General features: G+C 36.4%; 25 protein-coding genes. 23 read left to right on the top strand and 2 right to left on the bottom strand.

Features of this window, described 5'->3' with window-relative positions; translation table 11 throughout:
• Positions 1–182 precede the first annotated feature (182 nt).
• The 17 genes from LK416_05605 to hisF all read left to right on the top strand — a co-directional run bounded on the left by LK416_05605 (position 183) and on the right by hisF (position 10,802).
• Positions 183–950, top strand: coding sequence for a Fic family protein (locus tag LK416_05605; protein UEA75655.1), 768 nt, complete (start codon positions 183–185; stop codon positions 948–950).
• Positions 951–992: 42 nt separating this feature from the next.
• Positions 993–1,817: a hypothetical protein gene (locus LK416_05600; protein UEA75654.1), complete on the top strand. Its 825-nt coding sequence runs from the start codon at positions 993–995 to the stop codon at positions 1,815–1,817.
• Positions 1,814–2,140, top strand: coding sequence for a hypothetical protein (locus LK416_05595; protein ID UEA75653.1), 327 nt, complete (start codon positions 1,814–1,816; stop codon positions 2,138–2,140). Before LK416_05600 ends, LK416_05595 begins: the two co-directional genes overlap by 4 nt.
• A 96-nt stretch (positions 2,141–2,236) precedes the next feature.
• Positions 2,237–2,560 carry a hypothetical protein gene (locus LK416_05590; protein UEA75652.1) on the top strand — a complete coding sequence of 108 codons (324 nt, stop codon included), beginning with the start codon at positions 2,237–2,239 and terminating at the stop codon, positions 2,558–2,560.
• A 14-nt stretch (positions 2,561–2,574) separates the two neighbouring features.
• On the top strand, positions 2,575–3,045 hold the full coding sequence (locus LK416_05585; GenBank protein UEA75651.1) for a DUF4869 domain-containing protein: 471 nt from the start codon (positions 2,575–2,577) through the stop codon (positions 3,043–3,045).
• Entirely contained in the window at positions 3,035–3,244 is a 210-nt protein-coding gene (locus tag LK416_05580; protein UEA75650.1) for a hypothetical protein, read from the top strand. The genes LK416_05585 and LK416_05580 overlap by 11 nt, the downstream gene beginning before the upstream one ends.
• Positions 3,222–3,674, top strand: a complete 453-nt coding sequence (locus LK416_05575) for a DUF4869 domain-containing protein (protein ID UEA75649.1) — start codon at positions 3,222–3,224, stop codon at positions 3,672–3,674. Before LK416_05580 ends, LK416_05575 begins: the two co-directional genes overlap by 23 nt.
• Entirely contained in the window at positions 3,664–4,065 is a 402-nt protein-coding gene (locus LK416_05570; protein ID UEA75648.1) for an ATPase, read from the top strand. The genes LK416_05575 and LK416_05570 overlap by 11 nt, the downstream gene beginning before the upstream one ends.
• Before the next feature lie 193 nt (positions 4,066–4,258).
• Positions 4,259–5,047 (top strand): hypothetical protein, encoded by a 789-nt coding sequence (locus LK416_05565; protein ID UEA75647.1) that lies wholly within the window; start codon positions 4,259–4,261, stop codon positions 5,045–5,047.
• On the top strand, positions 5,031–5,372 hold the full coding sequence (locus tag LK416_05560; GenBank protein ID UEA75646.1) for a hypothetical protein: 342 nt from the start codon (positions 5,031–5,033) through the stop codon (positions 5,370–5,372). Before LK416_05565 ends, LK416_05560 begins: the two co-directional genes overlap by 17 nt.
• A gap of 75 nt (positions 5,373–5,447) precedes the next feature.
• Positions 5,448–5,894, top strand: coding sequence for a DUF4869 domain-containing protein (locus tag LK416_05555; GenBank protein UEA75645.1), 447 nt, complete (start codon positions 5,448–5,450; stop codon positions 5,892–5,894).
• Complete coding sequence (locus LK416_05550) at positions 5,891–6,361, top strand: hypothetical protein (GenBank protein UEA75644.1); 471 nt, start codon at positions 5,891–5,893, stop codon at positions 6,359–6,361. Before LK416_05555 ends, LK416_05550 begins: the two co-directional genes overlap by 4 nt.
• 85 nt (positions 6,362–6,446) lie before the next feature.
• Positions 6,447–7,424, top strand: coding sequence for a hypothetical protein (locus tag LK416_05545; protein UEA75643.1), 978 nt, complete (start codon positions 6,447–6,449; stop codon positions 7,422–7,424).
• Between the two features lie 9 nt (positions 7,425–7,433).
• Positions 7,434–8,204, top strand: coding sequence for a Fic family protein (locus LK416_05540; protein UEA75642.1), 771 nt, complete (start codon positions 7,434–7,436; stop codon positions 8,202–8,204).
• 21 nt (positions 8,205–8,225) lie between these two features.
• On the top strand, positions 8,226–9,287 hold the full coding sequence (locus LK416_05535; protein UEA75641.1) for a HipA domain-containing protein: 1,062 nt from the start codon (positions 8,226–8,228) through the stop codon (positions 9,285–9,287).
• A 139-nt stretch (positions 9,288–9,426) separates the two neighbouring features.
• Positions 9,427–10,038: an imidazole glycerol phosphate synthase subunit HisH gene (hisH, locus tag LK416_05530; GenBank protein UEA75640.1), complete on the top strand. Its 612-nt coding sequence runs from the start codon at positions 9,427–9,429 to the stop codon at positions 10,036–10,038.
• Positions 10,039–10,040: 2 nt separating this feature from the next.
• Complete coding sequence (hisF, locus tag LK416_05525; protein UEA75639.1) at positions 10,041–10,802, top strand: imidazole glycerol phosphate synthase subunit HisF; 762 nt, start codon at positions 10,041–10,043, stop codon at positions 10,800–10,802.
• A 478-nt stretch (positions 10,803–11,280) separates the two neighbouring features.
• On the opposite strand, the gene LK416_05520 is transcribed toward hisF, so the two are convergent.
• Positions 11,281–15,498, bottom strand: a complete 4,218-nt coding sequence (locus tag LK416_05520) for a 2-hydroxyacyl-CoA dehydratase (protein UEA75638.1) — start codon at positions 15,496–15,498, stop codon at positions 11,281–11,283.
• Positions 15,499–15,756: 258 nt separating this feature from the next.
• On the opposite strand from LK416_05520, the gene LK416_05515 reads away from it, so the two are divergent.
• From LK416_05515 to LK416_05490, 6 genes are all read left to right on the top strand, one after another.
• Positions 15,757–16,092 carry a LysM peptidoglycan-binding domain-containing protein gene (locus tag LK416_05515; protein UEA75637.1) on the top strand — a complete coding sequence of 112 codons (336 nt, stop codon included), beginning with the start codon at positions 15,757–15,759 and terminating at the stop codon, positions 16,090–16,092.
• 210 nt (positions 16,093–16,302) lie between these two features.
• Entirely contained in the window at positions 16,303–17,145 is an 843-nt protein-coding gene (locus LK416_05510; GenBank protein UEA75636.1) for a hypothetical protein, read from the top strand.
• 40 nt (positions 17,146–17,185) lie between these two features.
• On the top strand, positions 17,186–18,613 hold the full coding sequence (locus LK416_05505) for a hypothetical protein (GenBank protein ID UEA75635.1): 1,428 nt from the start codon (positions 17,186–17,188) through the stop codon (positions 18,611–18,613).
• Positions 18,614–18,645: 32 nt separating this feature from the next.
• Positions 18,646–18,975, top strand: a complete 330-nt coding sequence (locus LK416_05500; GenBank protein UEA75634.1) for a hypothetical protein — start codon at positions 18,646–18,648, stop codon at positions 18,973–18,975.
• Between the two features lie 14 nt (positions 18,976–18,989).
• Positions 18,990–20,063: a DUF2953 domain-containing protein gene (locus LK416_05495; protein UEA75633.1), complete on the top strand. Its 1,074-nt coding sequence runs from the start codon at positions 18,990–18,992 to the stop codon at positions 20,061–20,063.
• Positions 20,063–20,470 carry a sporulation protein gene (locus LK416_05490; protein ID UEA75632.1) on the top strand — a complete coding sequence of 136 codons (408 nt, stop codon included), beginning with the start codon at positions 20,063–20,065 and terminating at the stop codon, positions 20,468–20,470. The genes LK416_05495 and LK416_05490 overlap by 1 nt, the downstream gene beginning before the upstream one ends.
• Positions 20,471–20,821: 351 nt before the next feature.
• Here the strand turns inward: LK416_05490 and rpmB are convergent, their stop codons facing one another.
• Entirely contained in the window at positions 20,822–21,007 is a 186-nt protein-coding gene (gene rpmB / locus LK416_05485; GenBank protein ID UEA75631.1) for a 50S ribosomal protein L28, read from the bottom strand.
• Between the last annotated feature and the right edge of the window lie 257 nt (positions 21,008–21,264).

Here is a 21,264-nt window from a genome sequence, read left to right as displayed (position 1 = left end):
AGTAATTGCAGATTAGCGTTAAATTGACATTGAAATGCTAAAATTGTATAATTAATACAATCATAAGGATGAGTGCAATTAGATGCCGCTTAGTTTATAAAGCGGCTATTTTTATATATTTGTTTGTAAATGTAGAGCATCATTTAGAATGCTGAATCTATACTAATTTGGAGGGATTTTCTATGAAGAACTTAAATATATTTAATTCTGATGATATACAAATATGTTCCAAACTTAGAAATGCTTTGAATGATGAATTTACAATGCAATATAAGAATGGTATTTATGGTTATATTCAGAGAAGAATGACATACAGTTCAAATCACATAGAGGGAAGTACATTAACAGAAGATCAGACCAGCTTAATCTTTGATACAAAGACTTTAGATGCAAATGGTTTTGTTGTACGGATGAAGGATGTAGAAGAAGCACAAGGACATTTTTTGGCTTTTAATCATCTGATTAAAACTATAGATGGTGCATTGACGGAAGATATTATAAAAGCATTTCACTATTGTTTAAAGGCTGGTGTTTTTGAAGATCGTTTAAATGGGTATGCTATCGGTGAGTATAAAAAGAGAGCAAATATAGTTGGTGATACAGAAACAGTATTTCCCAAAGATGTACCAATTATAATGAAAAATCTTTTAGAAGAATATTCTAAAGGTAAAATTGATTTAAGAGCATTAGCTATTTTTCATGCAAAGTTTGAGAAAATTCACCCATTTCAGGATGGTAATGGGAGAGTGGGAAGATTAATCTTATTTCGTGAAGCATTACACAATGATATATGCCCCTTTATAATCAGTGAAACAGCAAGAATAGAGTATGTAAACGCAATTAAAATGGCACAAAGTGGAGATGAGACACAGCTTCTTGCTTTATTTCAGAGGGAACAGGATAAATTTAGAGATAAGTTATCTTATTTCTTTGATAATAACTTAGAATAACCAGCAATTAGATTTATTATATGCTAAATTGGAGGATCTGTTATGAAAAATTTAGATATATTTGATTCTAATGAATTAAAGATTTTTAATGCTTCTGATTTGCTTAGCTTACAGTGTAGAAGTACTTCTAAGGGAAATCAGATGAAGTGGTATGATAGTAAAAATGATATTTATATAAAAGCACAATTTTATTTTCAAGATAAATTCTGGCGTGATGATTTGGTAGAATGTGTTGCAGCTCAGCTAGGAAAACAATTTTGTTTAACAGACAAGAGAGTTCAGATTTTGGAGCAATCTCCTTGTAAAATCGATTTAGGCTACAATACAATTTATGGAGTATATTCTAAAAATTTTTGTACTCAAGGTGAAGTATTTGTTCCATTTTCCAGAATCTTAAGTGCTAAAAAGATACAATTTCCTTATTCCGGTTCCATAGAGACCAAGTGGATTTTTGCCCTTGATACCTTAAATAATTTGACTAAGTCAGACTGTTCAGATTATTTACTTGTCATGTCTCTGTTAGACTTTTTAGTAGGAAATGAAGATAGGCATCTAAGTAATTTCGGTATTATCTATTGTGATGGTAAGTTCAGGATTTCTCCTTTATTTGATTTCGGATTGGGCTTATTTGAACATGATAGAAAATACGAAAATTTACCTTTAAAACAGTGTATTTCAAAAATGGAATGTAAACCATTTGCACGGCATAATGAAGATTTAATAGCATTTATTTCAGATAAGTATGATATACAAAAGTATTTACCAGAGAAGTTTGATTTGACTGGTATTGAGTTACCTTCATTAAAGGCAAGTTCTTATATTCTAAATCGAGCAAAAATATTAAATGTTGAGGTGATAGGAGTATGAAAAGTTTTGGTGACTTAAAGGGTACTATTATGAAAAAAGATGTACCAATTGTATCCTTCAGATTTGCCGGTGGGGTATTACAAGATTTCAAAATTTTAGTATCTGATCGTGGTATACTGCCATACACATATTTACTTTGTGATGGAGATGATTACCTTGCAACAGAATTATTTATAGATGATCGCGTGGTACCGGAAACAAGACAGGGATTAACAAAAGAATTGCATGCAGTTGGAATTCCTTATTACGACCCGGTACTTTTAATTAAGTACAACAAAGGAATTTCAGTTGAAGATGATTATTGGATAAATGTAGAGCAGTAAGATGTGATAAGGTAGAAAGTTCATTATTACCAAGCCCTTTTTAGCTGGAGAATATTTAAAATATAGTGCAGAACAGTTAGATATGGAGGTTATAATATGCGATTAGGTCGTTTTTGTTGTGACGTAATGCTTGAACAGAAAGTGTTGATGTCTCTTGATGTACGTGATGATTTTATAACTTATGAGGTATATGACGAGAAACAGCTTAATAATATATGGGAATTTAGAAATGAAATCACTGAAGGAAATATTTACGAGTGGCTGCTCAGCAGGTTGCCGGATGATAATCGTCAAAACTTGCTTTCTGAATGTGCTAAATATGGAATAAGGCCAATAGGAGCTGACATATTTAGGATTAGTGAAGGAAAGCAGCTATATGATAGGTATTGGTTTAAATTTCCAGATAGTAAGAACACTTAGTTGGAGGTTTGAGTATGTTAAATATTGTATTTGGCAGAGAGAATTTAGAAGAATTTGAATTAGATGCCAGATTGATTTTCAGACGTAATAAAAAGCCGGAGTGGTTTCAAGATGAATTTGTGAGGCAGTTTTTAAAAGAAATAGATGGGACCACTGTTTTATTTGAGGAAGCATTATTAGACTATAAAGGCAGAGGAATTAGCACAGAAATGATTTCAACTGGTTGCAAAACATTATGCTGTATTTATTTTCTGAATGGATGGTTTTATGGATCCTTATTAGGAGATAATTGCGTTCCATTTCTTTTAAAAATTGCAGAAAAGAAAGACGTTAGTATTATGCTTGAACATTATATGGATATACCGGATGAAGATTTTATAAGTAATGATATACGAGTAAATGGCTCTCGGGTTACTGTTGAGGAATATGAAGATGATTATTGTTTGTGGTGTGCAACTGAAGAGGAGGATCCTGATGAAGATTAGTTTTCAGTTTTCAGATCATGAGTTCAGTATCGAAATAATTAGCAAATATACATGTTTTATTGGAAAAGACAGCGGAGAGGGCAAGACAGAATTGTTAAGCTTAATAGAAAAATCATTTATTCATATGCATTACCAGATCTTTACCTTTGTCCATTGTGTGAAAGAAGTAAACTTGAATGATAGATATATATACAGATAAAAAAGACTCAAAGGACTGGATACTTCAAAACGATTTGTATTTTAATTTGAATACAGGTAATGAAGAAATGTCTCAATATGAAATAAGTCTCATTCAGCAAGTAGATGAGGCGAAGCTGACACCAGATAAGCATATTGAAACAAAATATGGTTTAGGTATAATCCGTAATTTGTCATCCGGCTGCAAGACCTTACTTAATATTGTGAAGCATCCCGATAAGGTGGTGAATGTAGAGGAATGTGGTCAGAATGTGCTTAATATCATTTTTACTATGGATAATATAAGAATTTATATGTCCAGACCAACGCTTTTTAATATTCCGGATGGTGTGCGAATCAGATTCAACGATTCTGATATAGTGACCGGAGGAAGAGGATATAATACTTGGTGGGGCAAGGAGTATGAAAGGAGAGAAGCAGATGATTTATAAGAATATTAAATTTAGAGCAGATCCGTTTTCGTACAATCTGGAATTTGATGACAGAATAACTCTTGTTGGTGGAGATAGCGGTACCGGTAAAACTGTGCTTTATGAAATGTTAGAAGATTTACGATTAACTGATGAATACAATGCTATAAAATTGTTTAATTACAAATCGGATAATTTCTTGAAATCAATTAAACAGTGCAGAGATAATTTTATTTTGGTTGATAATGCCGATAATTTGATTAATGATGAGGTCAGACGTTTTATTAATTTTGAGCCATCGAACCAATATATGCTTTTTCTGCGAAATTGTGATGACCTCAATGTTTCTGATAAGAGCTTTAAGGTGTTGAAGTTTGACAATAATAGGATAACACTGGAAACGGAGTTGTGATATGAAATATTTATGGACAGAGGATACCGGTGCAGGGTTTCACTTCTGGAGATTAGTTAATTAGTTTTTCTTTGATAATGAGCTTGTAGTCGAGAGTAAGGGAAGTAATCAGGGATTATTGGATGCATTATCAGATTTGGCTGTTACAGATGATGATAAATATTATATATGTTTTATTGGAGGTTGTTGCTATATGATGATGCTTTTTTCACCATTAGATTTAAGGCATCTTATATGGGCTATCGCCAGAGACTCCAGTGGGAGCAGTGGATCTTTCTTAAAATCTGAAGAGATTATAGATGGAATAAAATATTATTATAAAATGTCTTCATATAATTCAATAGATGGTTTTTGGGGATTCGAGAGTATAAACGAGGTTATTTGCAAAAATATTGCAAACGCTCTTGGCTATGATTGCTTACAGTATGAGTTGATACAAGCATTAGTTGTAGTTGATAATAAAGAGTATACTACATGGCTAACTAGATCTGCCAGCTTCAAACAAAGTGGTATGAAATCTTTATCGTTTGGTGCTTTTTATGATTTAAAACATATGGAAAATGAGGACCCAATTACATTTTTAAAAAGAATTGGATATGGAAAATATCTCTACGACATGCTCACATTAGATTATTTAGTGTGCAATAGGGATAGACATAGTTCAAACCTAGAGATATTATTTAAGAATGGTAACTATAATTTAGCATTTTTATTTGATCACGGTTTATCCCTTATGTGCTCTTGCAGATTTAAAGATGACTTTGAAAAATTTGACATTAGTAAATCTGGCCCGGTAAATAATTTTATTGGAAGCAAAGATCTGATTGAAAATTTAAAGTATGTTCCACGATCATATCTCAAAGAGCTTAGTTATCCAAAAGATATTTTTAAAGGAATAGATAGAGATTCAGCTCCCGATTATTATTGGGAAAATATTCAGCATATGTTTGATTGGAGGTTTGAGTATGTTAAGAACTTATAAGATAGTTGATCCTAAAGGTGTTTCATGTGGTATTTTGACATATGATACTGAAAAGGATTCCTATGAAGTTGATACTAGTAGAGATTATCCAATAGAGGATATGCCAGCATTTCTTGCTACCGCAGCATATCAGGGAATGTATCATCTGGATAATCACTATGCACTTATGTTTGTTCGGGAGCGAGTGATTCCACCGGACAGGCAAAATATTGGAGAAATTCTTAGGATAATTGGAGCACCATACTATACTGAATTTGTAATTTTAGACTATCTAAAAGGTAGATGTGTGAGAGATGAATTTACTTTAAGAGAGATAACGCAATAATTATTAATAAACAAACAGATAGAGCAACTGTAAAAGGTTGTCTCATTATTACTAAATGGTTTAGCAGAAAAGAACATGTTAAAGATAGGATATGGTAGACCTGACGATTGTATTTATGCAGTGGATTTAGAATTTGAGGAACAATTCGAATACTCTTGGTTAAAGAATGCAATTAATATAAAAATACTAAATGAGATAGACAATGCAATTGTCACACCTATTGGTATACAGGATAAAGACAATGAAGATATACTGTTTAGTATCTTTGAAATTAGTACCGGTGCCAAAGCATTGATGCTCTGTAATATGAATAAATCTATCAAAATTTGGGGAACTATTTTTGGAGATAATTGCAATAGTATTTTACTTGAGTTAGAACAAACGCATGATATTACTATATATTTGCAACATCTTGCTAAGTTTCCATCAGATAAATTTCAGGCTTATAGCTTGCTGAAGCAGCGTCTATATAAAGACTATGCAGAGTATGAAAAGGAAGCTAGATGGGAGTTAGTGCCATGATCATAGAATTAAAGAATAGAAAAGAAAAGTTCAATTTTAAAATGAGTGGCAAATATAACATTATTACAGGAAATTCTGGCACAAAGAAAACTTATTTTTTAAAAACGTTAGCGAAATACAAAAGAAACGTTAGCTCAGTATTTTGTACTATCGTTGACGATTTTGGTAATAAGATTGATAAAGATAAAATATTTATCCTGGAAAATGAGTCTACCCTGAGTGTTGATTATCATTTAATTTTTAATTCAGTACAGGGAGCAGTTTTTATTATAGATGAAACGAGTGAAATTCTATCCAAATGGGATATTGGTAAAGTTTTTAAGGAATCAAAGAACTATTTTATAATAATTACTAGAGAAATATTAGGCTGGTTACCAATTAGCGTTGACAGCATTTATACTTTACAGTCTATAAATGATACTATTGTAAATGTGTCAAAATTTTGTAAGTTAAATTCGGATATCTGATGAAGGTTTTAGTATAACCATGTTATCAGATTCAATTCTTTTTTCGTGTAGAACCTGCTAAATATGATTGGATAGAGAATACAATATGATTACTATAAATATTTATGACTTATCCAATAATCCGTTAAGTTTAAAAAACGGATTTTATGGTGGAACAGCTTGCAATAAGGATGGTATATTAATTGATGATGACGAATGGATTGTTAAATATCCGAGAAGTTTATCACAAATGGAAGATGAAAATGCTTCTTATTCTTCTTTATCAGAATTCTTGGGTAGTGAAATATATAGAATATTAGGATATGATGTCCATAAAACTATACTTGGTGTACGCAATAATAAATTAATTGTTGCTTGTAAAGACTTTGCGATTGATGGATTTTTGCTTGAGATACGAACAATAAAAAACTATTTAAGTGGAGATTTACTTGATAAATTCAGAAGTCATTCCAATATACATTCCACATCTACACATGTTGTAGATATTGATGAACTTATGTTTCATCTTGAGAAAAATCCTTTACTTAATGTAATTGATGGAATTAAGCAACATTTTTTTGAACAAGCATTGATTGATATTTTCATTAATAACAATGATAGAACCAATGATAACTGGGGAATTTTAAGAATTAATGGTCAGAAGGATAGAATTGCTCCTATTTTTGATAATGGGGCAAGTTTTTCACCTAAAATGAGCGAGGATAAGATAATAAGGTTATTATCCTCGGATGAGTTAAGAGATAATTGTTTAAATGCGTTAACAGCTTATAGTAGAAATGGACATTTGTTATCTGCTAAGAAATTTATACAAGAATTTCAAGATTGTTTAGAATTTCAAAAAGCATTAAATAGTGCTACTAATAGAATCATCGCCCATTTAGACGAAATTATGGATTTTATCAATTTTTTACCAGAGTTCATCACTGTGAATGATAGAATTTATGAAGTATGCAGTATCAGCCGAAAGATTTTTTATCAAAAACAATTATTATTAAGATTTAATGAACTGATTCTCCCTGCTGGTGAAAAAATGAATACAATAAAACCATTAAAGGAGTTTTAGAAAACTACTATGATTAATGATGCTGTAATTAATTGGTGGAGAGCTCAAAATATACAAACAAAAGATGATTTAAGAAATGCTCTGGAGAATTTTAGTATAGTTTTTGCTACAAATAGTAATAGTATTGAAGGAAATCGATTAACTTATCATGAAACCCGTGATATTTTTGAGGGTAAAGATGTATCTATTAATGAAGTTAGTGTAAGAGAAATTTTTGAAGCTCAAAATCAGAAATTTGCATTTGAGAGTATTTTAGAAAATTTTGAGAAAAAAGAGCCTTTGAGTATTAGAATTATATCTCAATTTCACCGAGTACTAATGTCTGGATGTTATGATTCCACTATATGGAGTAGGGGTGAGAGACCTGGTCATTTTAAGAAAAATGATTATACTATTGGGATGCAGGAAGTTGGTGCTTTTCCGGATGAAGTAGAAAATGAAATTAAAGATCTTTTAGCCGAAATAAATTCTTGGGATGGAGATGTATTACTTGCTGCAGCATATTTTCATGCAAGATTTGAAAATATACATCCATTTGCTGATGGGAATGGTAGAACAGGAAGATTATTATTAAATTATTACCTTCTTTTACAAAATTATCCACCATTAATAATAAGTACCGAAGATAAAAATGTTTACTATTTGGCATTAGAGGTATATGATCGTACGGAAGAAATAAGCGGTTTAAAGTTGCTTTTAGAAGAAGAATTAAATAAAACCTGGCAGTCAAAAGTAAATAAGTCAATGAAGAAAAGGCTTAATAAATTAAATTCTTTCTGATAGAATAGAGGAAGTGAGTTAATGCCTCAATTAATAGATTTTAGTAATTGCCCTGTAAATGTACTATCAAGTTATGGTGGGTCTGATCGAAAATTTGGAATTTTATATCATGGGCATCCTTATATGATTAAGTTTACTGAAAAGAGTCATAAATTAAATGAATTGACTACAAGCAACATAAATAATTGTATTTCTGAATATCTAGGTAGTTCTATAGCTGCAAGCATTAATGTTCCGACTCATGAAACTTTATTAGGATATTATGCCGGAGAATTAGTTGTAGCTTGTAAAGATTTTTGTGGGTTTGAGTATTTATGCCAGGAATTTTCGCAATTTATGCGAATGCAGTATGATTCAGCAGACATAGGTAAATTACCTAAGTTAGAACAAATATATGAAGTGTATAATAATAATCCTATTTTATCAAAATTAAAAGAGAGTGCAATTCAGAGATATTGGGATACTTTTATTGTTGATGCCCTTCTAGCTAATTTTGACAGATATATAGGTGATTGGGCTTTTTTAGTAAATAAAAAATCCGGTGAGGTTTCGCTTGCACCTACTTACGATTATGGCAGTGTTTTATACCCTGTAATTGGTGATGATGGTATAGTTAATGTTCTTAGCAATGATAAAGAGGTTTTAAAACAAATTTATGTGTTTCCCAATGCTGCTTTGTTGATTAATCACACTAAAGCTAACTATTGTGATATTCTAACTTCGGGATATGATACAAATTGCAGTAACGCTATAAAAAGAATTGTTCCGAGAATTGATATGGAAAGTATCAATTCAATAATTGATGAAACTCCAATAATTCCTAAGCTGAGAAAGAATTTTTATAAGATCATGTTAAATGCTAGGAAGAAACTTTTATTGGATAAATCATTACAAGCAGTAAATGCAAAGCAATTTAATTCTGAGTCTTTAGATAGATTAAAAGATGGAAAGCCTTATACGGAAGAGTTATTTGAACAAGATTATGTGAATGGTAGATTTGATGAGGATATCGCACTTATACAAGAGCTGAGATGTAAATTTCGTATATCCGGTGATGTGAAATATCTAGATGCGTTTAAATAAAGAAAGTGAATCATTTCTCACCGGTCATTCCGGTTAGACACATATATTTTTTTATGCTATAATACCACTGTTTGATTTGTAGTTAAATATTTGCATAGTGATGCTGATAAATATACCTGATTTGAAAGGAAATAGACAAATGATAGCGATTATTGATTACGATGCAGGTAACATCAAAAGCGTCGAAAAAGCCGTACAATTTCTTGGCGAAGAAGCCATAATTACAAGAGACAGGGATGTCATTATGGACAGCTCTGGAGTTATTCTTCCGGGTGTTGGAAGTTTTGGCGATGCAATGGGAAAAATCAATGAATATGGATTGAAAAATGTTATTTATGATGTCGTTGATTCGGGAAAACCATTTCTGGGTATCTGTCTTGGACTTCAGTTATTATTTAAGACAAGTGAGGAGACACCGGGAGTAACAGGATTGGGAATCGTAGATGGACAGATCCTTCGGATTCCGGATGCACCGGGACTTAAGATTCCACAGATCGGATGGAACTCACTTGATATCAATCCGAAAGCAAGGTTATTTAAAGGACTTCCGGAACATCCATATGTATATTTCGTTCATTCGTATTATCTGAAGGCAGATCATGAGGAAGATGTAGCTGCATCCACATTTTACTCAACGAATATCCATGCTTCGATCGAACATGGTAATGTATTTGCCTGCCAGTTCCATCCGGAGAAAAGTTCAACCGTTGGACTTCAGATCCTGAAGAATTTTATAGAATTGGAGGCATAATCATGCATACAAAGAGAATTATTCCATGTCTGGATGTGAAAAACGGACGAGTTGTAAAGGGTATTAATTTTGTAAATCTGGTAGATGCCGGAGATCCGGTTCAGGTTGCTTCAGCTTATGATAAAGCCGGTGCGGACGAGCTTGTATTCTTAGATATCACTGCATCCTCTGATCAAAGAAATATCGTAGTAGATATGGTCAGACGTGTGGCTGAGACGATCTTTATTCCATTTACGGTTGGCGGTGGTATCCGTACCGTTGATGATTTCAAAGCCATTCTCCGCGAAGGTGCAGATAAGGTATCGGTTAATTCAGCAGCGATCGACAATCCGAATCTGATCGCAGAAGCAGCCGATAAGTTCGGAAGTCAATGCGTGGTTCTTGCCATTGATGCAAAGAAACGACCGGATGGCGGTTGGAATATCTTCAAACATGGCGGTAGAATTGACTGCGGTATCGATGCAGTAGAATGGGCAATGAAAGCAGTTGAACTCGGTGCAGGAGAAATCCTACTAACCAGTATGGACTGTGATGGTACGAAAGCCGGATACGATATCGACCTTACCAGAACGATTGCAGAGAATGTAAATGTACCGGTTATTGCTTCCGGTGGAGCAGGAACCAAAGAACACTTCTACGACGCACTGACAGAAGGAAAAGCAGAAGCTGCACTCGCGGCATCATTATTCCATTACAAAGAGCTTGAGATCTCAGATCTGAAGAAGTATTTAAGTGAACGTGGCATCCCTATGCGGATGATATAAGATATTATCTTACTATAAGAACAAAATACATGCAAAAAAAGGGTAAATAAAAACAGCTACAAAATATCTCTATGAAGCAGACCTTTTTTCACGTCGGTCCTTAATGAACCGCAAGAGCGGTGAATTTAGTACCGTTACGTGAAAAACAGAACGCAAGTGATCTGCGGAATAGAAGATATATGTAGCTGTTTTTATTATGAAATACTTGCCTTGTGTAGAGAATGATAATGCTTCGATAAATATAAAAACTGCATATAGGCATTCGTATATAAAAGAAAAAACAGACACATATATTTCTATGAAGCAGACCTTTTTTCACGTCGGTTCTTAATGAACCGCGATAAGCGGTGAATTTAGTACCGCTACGTGAAAAACAGAACGAAAGTGATCTGCGGAATAGAAGTTATATGTGTCTGTTTTTGTAATTGTTAAGTATATTTGTCTATATGCAGTTTGCCGCAATGTCCAAACAGGCGGGCTATTTCAGCTTCTTGTTGGCCGCTGCCAGCATCAGCTTAATACGGTTGATCTGGTTAACCTCGGATGCCCCAGGATCGTAGTCGACTGCCACAATGTTAGCATCCGGATAAGCCTCACGAAGATGCTTGATAACACCCTTGCCGACAATGTGGTTTGGCAGACAGGCAAATGGCTGTGCACAGACAATATTTGCGGCACCGCTGTTGATCAGCTCGATCATTTCACCTGTTAAGAACCAGCCTTCACCGGTCTGGTTACCGATGGATACAAAAGGTCTGGCATATTCTGCAAGATGCGTGATCGGTGTAGGTGGATCAAAACGTTTGCTTGCCTTTAAAGCATCAGTTGCAGGCTTTCTCATATGCTCAAGGAGCGAGATGGCTGCATTTCCGATGATTGCGCCTTTGTGTGTCTTGCCCAGATATTCATATTTATAATTACTGTTGTAGAAGCAGTACATGAAGAAATCAAGCAGATCCGGCATAACAGCTTCAGCACCTTCTGATTCCAGCAGATCAACCAGATGGTTGTTTGCAGATGGAAGGAACTTTACAAGGATCTCTCCAACGATACCAACTCTTGGCTTCTTGATGTCAAGAAGCGGGAGAGTATCGAAGTCATGTACGATTCCATTGATATTCTTTTTAAATCTTGCTGTGCTTCCTGTTTCTTCCAGTGTCTTCTTACAGATCTTTTCCCATTTCTTATGGATCGCATTTGCAGATCCCGGTTCTTTCTCGTATGGTCTTGTATGGTAAAGACAACGCATGAAGACATCACCATAGACAAGTGCCTGAATTGCCCGTTTTGCAAGCTTTAAGGTGATAGGGAAACCGGAGTTCTTCTCAAATCCCTGAGCCGATAATGCAATTACAGGGATCTGGCCGTAACCTGCTTTTGCAAGCGCACGTCTGATAAATCCGACATAGTTGGTTGCACGGCAGCCACCACCGGTCTGGCTCATGATAACTGCAAGTTTATTTACATCATATTTACCGGATGTGATGGCACTCATCAACTGTCCAACGACGATCAGAGATGGATAACAGGCATCGTTATTAACATATTTTAATCCGACATCGATCGTTTCCTTGGTTGCATCCGGAAGGATCTCGATATTAAGTCCCATAACTTTGAATGCAGATTCCAGCAGATTGAAATGGATCGGAGACATCTGTGGAGCAAGAACGGTGTAGTCCTTCATCATATCCTTGGTAAATTCGATTCGGTTGATCGCACTGCTTGACGGGCAGGTCTTGTAGTTCTGTTCCTTTCTGGAATTAACGGCGCTGATCAGTGAACGGATACGGATTCTGGCAGCACCAAGGTTACTTACTTCATCAATCTTCAAAACGGTATAAATCTTTCCTGATTTTGTCAGGATATCATTTACACAGTCGGTTGTTACGGCATCCAGACCACAGCCGAAGGAGTTCAACTGGATCAGTTCCAGATTGTCACAGGTCTTAACATAGTTTGCTGCCTTATATAATCTGGAGTGGTACATCCACTGGTCAGATACGATAAGCGGACGATCTACCTGTCCCAGATGAGCAACGGAATCCTCTGTCAGAACAGCGATCTTATATGAGTTGATCAGTTCCGGAAGACCGTGGTTGATCTCAGGGTCGATATGGTATGGACGACCGGCAAGGACGATTCCAAGGATGTCGTGTTCATCGATATATCGAAGAGTTTCTTCGCCTTTTTCACGGATATCGGTCTTTACTTTTTCTGCTTCTTCATATGCAGCACGGACAGCAGATGCGATCTCATCGGTTGTAACATCGTAGTATTTTTTCATTTCACGATACATACGATCGACAAGAGCCTGTTCATTATCCAGTGCGACGAACGGACGGATAAAGGTGATCTTGTCATCCTTTAATTCTTCCATGTTGTTTTTGATATTTTCGGCATAGGATGTAACAATCGGGCAGTTGTAGTGGTTATTTGCTTCCGGTGTTTCGTTCATTTCATATGGAACACAAGGATAGAAAATGGATGTGATACCATTCTTTAACAGCCACATAACATGTCCGTGTGAGATCTTAGCCGGATAACATTCGGATTCACTTGGAATCGATTCAATACCAAGACTGTAGATATCTCTGGATGACTTTGGAGAAAGTACTACCGAGAATCCGAGCTTTGTCAGGAAAGTGAACCAGAATGGATAATTTTCATACATATTCAGAACACGAGGGATACCGATCACACCACGTTTTGCCATATCAGGTGTAAGCGGGGTATAGTCGAAGATCCTGTTTAATTTATATTCGAACAGATTCGGGATGTTATCAGCATTCTTCTTAAGACCGACACCCTTTTCACAACGATTTCCGGTAATGAAGTTCTTACCGTTTGAGAAACGGTTGATCGTCAGCAGACAGTTGTTGGTACAGCCCTTACATCTGGTCATATTTGTGGTATAAGTCAGCTTGCTGATCTCATCGATCGACAGCATAGAAGTCTTAAAGCCCTCTTTATATTTATTCATGGCAATAAGGGCAGCACCGAAAGCACCCATGATACCGGAGATATCCGGTCGGATAGCGGTTCTGCCGGAGATTACCTCGAAGCTCTTTAAGACAGCATCGTTGTAGAAGGTACCACCCTGTACGACGATGTTCTTACCGAGATCCTTTGGATCCGTCAGTTTGATAACCTTTAAAAGTGCATTCTTAATAACGGAATATGCCAGACCGGCTGAGATATCAGCTACAGACGCACCTTCCTTCTGTGCCTGTTTTACTTTTGAATTCATGAATACCGTACATCTGGAACCAAGGTCGATAGGAGTCTTGGCAGTTGTAGCGATCTTTGCAAAATCCGCAATATCATAATTTAAGGATTTGGCAAATGTTTCAATGAAAGAACCACAGCCGGAGGAACATGCTTCATTTAACATGACATTATCTACGACTTTGTTCTTGATCTTGATACATTTCATATCCTGACCGCCGATATCGAGGATACAGTCAACTTCAGGATCAAAGAATGCTGCTGCCGTATAGTGGGCAATCGTTTCTACTTCGCCAAAATCAAGAGAAAGTGCCTGCTTGATCAGGGCTTCGCCGTAACCGGTAGAGCATGAACCGGCGATGACAGCACCCTCCGGCAGCTTGGAATAGATATCCTTGATCGCTTTGATCGTCGTATTTAACGGACTTCCGTTGTTGCTGCTGTAGAAGTCGTATAATAATTCACCATTTGAACCGACAAGAGCTACCTTGGTGGTTGTAGAACCGGCATCAACACCGATGAAGCAGTTTCCTTTATATGTAGCAAGGTCACCGCGTTTTACTTTATATTTATTGTGCTCCTCCTTGAATGCTTCATAGGCTGCTTCGTCTTCGAATAATGGAGGGAGACGGAGTACATTTTCAGCCATATGTAACTCGCCGTCTAAGGAATGGCTGAGTTCGCCGAGCGTTCTGGATACCTCCGGCTTGGAATTCAGGGCAGCACCTGTTGCAGCAAAAAGATGAGAATGACCCGGATCGATGATCGCATCCCCGGTCAGATTCAGAGTACGGATAAATGCATTTTTCAGTTCCGGGAGGAAATGAAGCGGGCCGCCTAAGAACGCAACATTTCCTTTGATCGGCTTACCACATGCAAGACCGGAAATTGTCTGGTTGACAACAGCCTGAAAGATAGACGCAGCCAGATTCGGCTTGGTTGCACCTTCATTGATCAGAGGCTGGATATCTGTCTTGGCAAATACACCACAGCGGGCAGCGATCGGATAGATCGTATCATAGTCCTTTGCATATTCGTTCAGACCACTGGCATCTGTCTGAAGAAGAGTAGCCATCTGGTCGATGAAGGAACCTGTACCACCGGCACAGACACCATTCATACGCTGTTCGATTCCATTTGTAAAATATATGATCTTAGCATCTTCGCCACCAAGCTCGATCGCAACATCCGTCTGTGGAGCATAGTCCTGTAATGCTTCGGAAACACAGACTACCTCCTGCGTAAAAGGTACACCGATAACCTCTGCCAGCGCAAGACCGCCGGAGCCGGTGATCGCCGGAGTAACTTCTACATCACCAAGCCTGGCTTTTGCATCATTTATAAGAGACTGTAATGTCTCCTTTATGTTTGCGTAGTGTCTTCTGTAATCAGAAAATAAAATCTTGTGTGAATCATCAAGAACAACAACTTTAACGGTTGTTGAGCCAATGTCAATTCCTAATTTGTACATAAAAACCATCCTAATCTTTTTGCAAAATTTTCTCTTTATTGAACCGAATCTATTATAGTGGAACGTTTTACAAAAAACAATGATTTTTTCCCTTTTCTGACGAACTTAATATTTATTTTAGGATTGATTTTCCTTGATTTTTTATTATTTAATTTTTATTTTAGAAAAAGGTAGAGAAAGATTTATATTTTAATAAGAAGAAAAGGGAACATTTTTCAGATTCCGAATATAATAATAAAAAAAGCCGGATGGTATGAAATGGAAAATTATGATCATTGCAATGGAGTGATCCATGTAGTAGAAAAAGGGGATACATTATATAAGCTTTCAAAACACTACAAATGTAATCTCTGTGACATCATAACTGCAAATCCGTATGTAAATGTCTATAATATGCAGGAAGGGGAAGAAATCTGTATTCCGATAGAACAGGAAGGATCCGGAGATGGAAAGATGCATTATACAGTGAAAAAAGGAGATACCTTTGAATCTGTATTCATGTATTTTGGTGTCGGTCCACAGGAATTATTTGAGAACAATAAGAACTTATATCAGGTCGTTTTGCCGGAAGGATTGGAGCTGGTTGTGGATTAAGATATATAAAAGTTAGAAATTCTTCATGATTGTGCTGTTGTAAAGTTTTTCGTTCTATTATATAATTTGATAATGTCGGGATACTATCAGCCATATTCTCATTGGATGGGAATATGGCAGTTCCCTGATTTGTGGATATAACAGATGTTGGAAAATCTGTTTATATACCGAAAACAAATAGTATGAATGAAATTAAAAGGAGATCCATTCATGAAGATGATAAACAAGCTTGAAAGGAAGTTTGGTCGGTATGCGATCAAGAATCTGTCCCTGTATCTGATCCTTGGATATGTCATTGGCTATCTGCTTCTGATGTTTGCACCACAGATTTTATCAAAGCTGATTCTTGTTCCTGCATTTGTTATGCAGGGAGAAGTTTGGAGATTACTTACATGGGTAATCACTCCTCCGGAATTAAGTGTCAGTATCTTTACTATCATTATGTTGTTTTTTTATTATAGTATCGGTAATCTATTAGAACGTTCAATCGGTACGTTTTTGTACAACCTGTATATATTTGGTGGTATGTTTCTCACGATGGCAGGAACGATGATCGCATATATACTTTGTCAGTATGTATTTCATATTCCGATGTCATGGGATTCTCATATCTATATCGTATCCAGTTATTATATCTGCCTGTCTTTATTTTTGGCAGTTGCAGTTTGTTATCCGGATATGCAGGTACTGTATGCAATGATCATTCCGGTTAAGATGAAGTGGTTATCTGTTTTGTATCTGGTGTTTATAGGATATTATTTTATGAACGCAAACCTGATGGGACGTGTAAATATCATAATGTCACTTTTAAACTTTGTAATTTTCTATTTCAGCACAAAGGATTTCAGACGGCTTTCTCCAAAGCAGATCAAGCGAAGGAGGAATTATGCGAAGCAGGTGCGTGTCAACAATTCAGAGAATGTGACACATAAATGTTATGTATGCGGCATCACAGATAAGGAAGCACCGGACATGCAGTTCCGTTATTGCTCCAGATGTACAGGCAACAAGGAATATTGCCAGGATCATTTGTTTACGCACGAGCATAAATAAGAGATGGATTTAATTAAGAATGAGAGGATAATAGATAGTTATGTATAATGAAGATAAAAAACTGATCACAGAGATAACCCGTAAGAACAATATGGATGAGAATCTTGCAAAATTTGCAGATGCAGTCATGACGGCAGATTTCGAATATGCCTGTCAGAAATTTGCATTAAACTATGTCGTGATCCGTGAACTGATGGCAGACAAAGATTTTGCAGAGGATCCATATATTTATGAATGTGTTATGGGAATCAATAAGCTGGTCGGAACTTATCTGGCAGGAGATGCGGATCAATTGGATGACAAGGATCTGGCGCTTATCTCCGGAATGAGAAATAAGATCACGGAGAAGATGAAGGTACTTACTGCATATACTGATGCGTTTGAGTTGTACGAATATATCCTGAACCGAAAAGAATATGGATTCGAGGAAAATGTGGACGAAGAACTTGAGAAGATGTTTGAGAAATTTGATGCAGAGCAGTTCAGCGCGGAGGTCTTTAACTTCATCTTTGCAGATAAGGATAAGGTAGCGGTAAATGCGAAGATCCAGCAGATCGTAGGTCAGCTTCCGCTTCGTATGACAAAGGCAAGATTTTACGATATTATCGGACAGACTTTATCAATTTATAATGGTTGTGAGATCAGTTCATTGGATGATTTTATAGAGACAGTAGAAGAAACTGCCTTATTACAGCTTCCGGAGAAATTCGAGACAGAATATTCTTCTCTGCATGAAGCGTACGAGATTATTAAAGAGGGAGATTATGCACATCTTGATTTTGACGGATACAGGAATCTGTCAACGGTTCTGGATAAAAGTGCAGGCTTTATCAATGATGTCGTATCAGATTATATGATGCTGATCGAGCTGGTAAATGATCTGTACAGCATGATGCTTGCGGCTGAATGCAAGTCAGGAGTATCGGAATCCTGTATGCGGGCATTATCCATTATCAGACGTATCTATGAATCCATGGAAAATGAAGATGAATTCCCGACGGATGCATATGATATGCTGGTTGCAAATGAAGGCGCACAGGAGGAAGCGGGAGAACACCGGATGGTGCTTGAAGCTCCGATCTATGATATCATATCTTCCAATCAGCCGGATATTATCCGCCTTGGTCTGGAGGATGCTTATCATCGTATTGATACACTGGAAAAGCTGTTATCCGGCAGTATGTTTGTAGATATCGATCATGTGAAGATTGAGACAGGCGCACTTGCGGATTCTGAATATATTATTTCGAAAAAGGATAAACTCATAGAAGAATTCGGAGAGGTATTTACCGGAAACTCACAGGTAGTTAATCGTGCGGTCATGGCGAAGATACTTTCTACAATTCCTGTGTTCTTTAATACACAGCAGGAGATCAAAGATTATATTGATAATGCACTGGTGCGCTGTTCAAATCGCAGCGAGGTTCTTGCATGTTATGTGATTATTCAGGGAATTATGGAAGATTAGAGAGAGGTCGGACAGAGCAGGGGAGTGAAAAAATGACAATAGCAAAGCGGCTTTATACCGGAGTTATGCCGGATAAGACGGCATCCCGACTGATAAAAAGAATAAAAAAGCGGAAGCCCTGTGCGGATGTTTATGTCATAACACTTCCATTGTTTGAGGACGGACTGTTAGAGGTTTATGAGGCAAATGAATTCCTGCAGCCGTACTATAAGAAACGAACAGATGATATCGTTATCGTTGGAATGTCGATGACAAAGGCCGGAGCGTTTTTTCTTATACGGGATATTATCCGGGATGTATATGGTATGACCGGAAAGTTTGATTGTAAGGACTATTTTCTATATGACATGACAGTGTGCTGATATAAGGGGAGCATATGTTACATATTTTCTTATTGATATTAAAGATTCTGTTGATTACAGTATTGATCCTGATAGGGCTTGTACTTGTACTGTTGCTTTTATTATTATTCGTTCCTGTCCGGTATCGGTTTTATGCAGAAAAACATGACAATTTTATATGCAAATTAAAAGCCTCATGGTTGGGTTTTGTATTCTGCTTCAAAGCAAATTATGATGAAAACGGCTTTGTATATTGGCTGCGGTCATTCGGCGGAACGCTGGTATCCAATGAAGGTGGATTTTCGGAAGAAAGCCAGGAAGAAACAGATACGGAGACAGAAGTCACAGAAAGTGAAAAAGAAACTCGTATGCGGGAAAAAGCTGAAGTCAGAGAAGCAAAAAAACTGAAAAAACAGGAAAAGGCAGAGATTCGAAAAGCAAAAAAACAGGAAAAACGCGAACAGGCAGAAGCCGAAAAAGCGAAAAAAACGGAAAAGCAGGAAGCAGAAGATGCTGAATCCGATCAGCAGGATGGTTTGTCAGATCAGATGATGCAGGATGCAGATCCCGACAGAGAAGATAGAGATGCTAACCGGGAATTTGCAGAAGATCATTCGGAATTTCAAAAAAGTCCGGAGACGATATTTACCCGTATCGGTAAGAAGTTCGACCGATTTGTTATTGCGGTAAAGGATAAGATCGAAGCAGTTGTAAGAAAACTGCACCATATGAAAGATAAGGCGGAGCAGTATAAGAAATTCGTCCGGGCGGGTACAACGAAGCAGGCATTTCAGGTGTTAAAGCGAAACGTGATCCTGTTATTAAAGCATCTGAATCCGACAAAGATCAAAGGGCAGGTAACATATGGTTCAGGAGATCCGGCATCTACCGGAAAACAGCTTGGATATCTGAGTTTGATTTTACCGTTATATTATAATAAAATAGATATAACTCCGGATTTTTCCAAGAAGATATTGGAAGGGGATATTTTCATAAAAGGAAGAATCAGGGTTTATAATATATTATATTATTGCTGCAAGGTATACTTTAATAAATACGTGAAAAGATCTATGGCATATTTAAAAAAGATTTCGGGAGGAAATAAGTAATGGCAAATACAAATATTGACGGAACGATCAGCACTTTGTTTCATGGAATGAATGGATTTGTTTCATCCAAATCTGTAGTGGGAGATCCTATCAAGGTAGGAGATACGATCATTATTCCACTTCTTGATGTGAATTTCGGTATGGCGGCCGGTGCGTTCAATAAACAGACCGGCAATAATGCGGCCGGTGGTATCGGAGCAAAGCTCAGTCCGGCTGCGGTTCTGGTTATCTCAAACGGTAAGACAAGACTTGTTAATATTAAGAATCAGGATGCCATCAGCAAGATCATTGATATGGCACCTGAGATCGTTGACCGGATCACCGGCTTCTTTAAGAAGGAAAAGACAGAGGAAGAAGAGCAGATTGAACAGGCGGTAGAAGAAGCATCGAAACCGGCAGAGGAATAAAACAGACATAAAAGAAAAAGACTTTGCATATCTTATAATGGTATGTGAAGTCTTTTTTTGGCGGTGATGTTGTTTGAAGCGTGTAGTTGGATTTGCCCTCTTTTTCGTTGCAATCGGAATGATATTCAGCTATCTGGTAGAAGGGTTTCTGGAATTTTTGCTTATTGTAATCTTTTTTTTAATGGCATATATATTATTTTGCAGATGCTAAAAGTCAATGACCTGACCGGGTTACGGCAGGAGAGATTTTGAGAATTTATGATAGAAGCTTGGCCGGCAGTCTGAAAAAAGAAAATAAAAAAGACTGCCATTGTTTTATGGCAGTCTTTTTTAGAAAGAATACGAGGTGAACTATGCACGCTCAACCTTTCCAGATTTTAAACATGAAGTACAAACATAAATCTTCTTTGGAGAACCATCTACGATAGCCTTAACAGACTTAACATTTGATTTCCACATCTTATTTGCTCTTCTATGTGAATGGCTCACTTTGATACCGAAATGAGCACCTTTATTACAAACTGAACATTTTGCCATGATAGCACCTCCTTATTTTTATTAAACTTATCCTCTCATAAGTTCACAACAAATGTTACTATATCAGATAATTTTGTTATATGCAAGCATATTTTTAATTTTTTTAAAAAGAATAGACAATAAATGGTTGTCTTGAAATTTGCATATTCTCTGTTATAATAGAACTATATGTTTATAATTATGGTGAGACAGGTTTGCCTATTTTTAAATATACTTTTCAGAATGATAAGGAGATGGGATTCCTGCACATCATATAA

The sequence above is a fragment of the Lachnospiraceae bacterium GAM79 genome, assembly GCA_020735665.1.
In the GTDB taxonomy this organism is placed as follows: domain Bacteria; phylum Bacillota; class Clostridia; order Lachnospirales; family Lachnospiraceae; genus Coprococcus.
This window is presented reverse-complemented; position numbering and strand designations above follow the sequence as displayed.

Excerpts from the sequence above, each read along its gene's own strand:
- LK416_05605 (UEA75655.1), top strand. The coding sequence starts at position 183 with ATGAAGAACTTAAATATATTTAATTCTGATGATATACAAATATGTTCC.
- LK416_05600 (UEA75654.1), top strand. The coding sequence starts at position 993 with ATGAAAAATTTAGATATATTTGATTCTAATGAATTAAAGATTTTTAAT.
- LK416_05595 (UEA75653.1), top strand. The coding sequence starts at position 1,814 with ATGAAAAGTTTTGGTGACTTAAAGGGTACTATTATGAAAAAAGATGTA.
- LK416_05590 (UEA75652.1), top strand. The coding sequence starts at position 2,237 with ATGCGATTAGGTCGTTTTTGTTGTGACGTAATGCTTGAACAGAAAGTG.
- LK416_05585 (UEA75651.1), top strand. The coding sequence starts at position 2,575 with ATGTTAAATATTGTATTTGGCAGAGAGAATTTAGAAGAATTTGAATTA.
- LK416_05580 (UEA75650.1), top strand. The coding sequence starts at position 3,035 with ATGAAGATTAGTTTTCAGTTTTCAGATCATGAGTTCAGTATCGAAATA.
- LK416_05575 (UEA75649.1), top strand. The coding sequence starts at position 3,222 with ATGATAGATATATATACAGATAAAAAAGACTCAAAGGACTGGATACTT.
- LK416_05570 (UEA75648.1), top strand. The coding sequence starts at position 3,664 with ATGATTTATAAGAATATTAAATTTAGAGCAGATCCGTTTTCGTACAAT.
- LK416_05565 (UEA75647.1), top strand. The coding sequence starts at position 4,259 with ATGATGATGCTTTTTTCACCATTAGATTTAAGGCATCTTATATGGGCT.
- LK416_05560 (UEA75646.1), top strand. The coding sequence starts at position 5,031 with ATGTTAAGAACTTATAAGATAGTTGATCCTAAAGGTGTTTCATGTGGT.
- LK416_05555 (UEA75645.1), top strand. The coding sequence starts at position 5,448 with ATGTTAAAGATAGGATATGGTAGACCTGACGATTGTATTTATGCAGTG.
- LK416_05550 (UEA75644.1), top strand. The coding sequence starts at position 5,891 with ATGATCATAGAATTAAAGAATAGAAAAGAAAAGTTCAATTTTAAAATG.
- LK416_05545 (UEA75643.1), top strand. The coding sequence starts at position 6,447 with ATGATTACTATAAATATTTATGACTTATCCAATAATCCGTTAAGTTTA.
- LK416_05540 (UEA75642.1), top strand. The coding sequence starts at position 7,434 with ATGATTAATGATGCTGTAATTAATTGGTGGAGAGCTCAAAATATACAA.
- LK416_05535 (UEA75641.1), top strand. The coding sequence starts at position 8,226 with ATGCCTCAATTAATAGATTTTAGTAATTGCCCTGTAAATGTACTATCA.
- hisH (UEA75640.1), top strand. The coding sequence starts at position 9,427 with ATGATAGCGATTATTGATTACGATGCAGGTAACATCAAAAGCGTCGAA.
- hisF (UEA75639.1), top strand. The coding sequence starts at position 10,041 with ATGCATACAAAGAGAATTATTCCATGTCTGGATGTGAAAAACGGACGA.
- LK416_05520 (UEA75638.1), bottom strand. The coding sequence starts at position 15,498 with ATGTACAAATTAGGAATTGACATTGGCTCAACAACCGTTAAAGTTGTT.
- LK416_05515 (UEA75637.1), top strand. The coding sequence starts at position 15,757 with ATGGAAAATTATGATCATTGCAATGGAGTGATCCATGTAGTAGAAAAA.
- LK416_05510 (UEA75636.1), top strand. The coding sequence starts at position 16,303 with ATGAAGATGATAAACAAGCTTGAAAGGAAGTTTGGTCGGTATGCGATC.
- LK416_05505 (UEA75635.1), top strand. The coding sequence starts at position 17,186 with ATGTATAATGAAGATAAAAAACTGATCACAGAGATAACCCGTAAGAAC.
- LK416_05500 (UEA75634.1), top strand. The coding sequence starts at position 18,646 with ATGACAATAGCAAAGCGGCTTTATACCGGAGTTATGCCGGATAAGACG.
- LK416_05495 (UEA75633.1), top strand. The coding sequence starts at position 18,990 with ATGTTACATATTTTCTTATTGATATTAAAGATTCTGTTGATTACAGTA.
- LK416_05490 (UEA75632.1), top strand. The coding sequence starts at position 20,063 with ATGGCAAATACAAATATTGACGGAACGATCAGCACTTTGTTTCATGGA.
- rpmB (UEA75631.1), bottom strand. The coding sequence starts at position 21,007 with ATGGCAAAATGTTCAGTTTGTAATAAAGGTGCTCATTTCGGTATCAAA.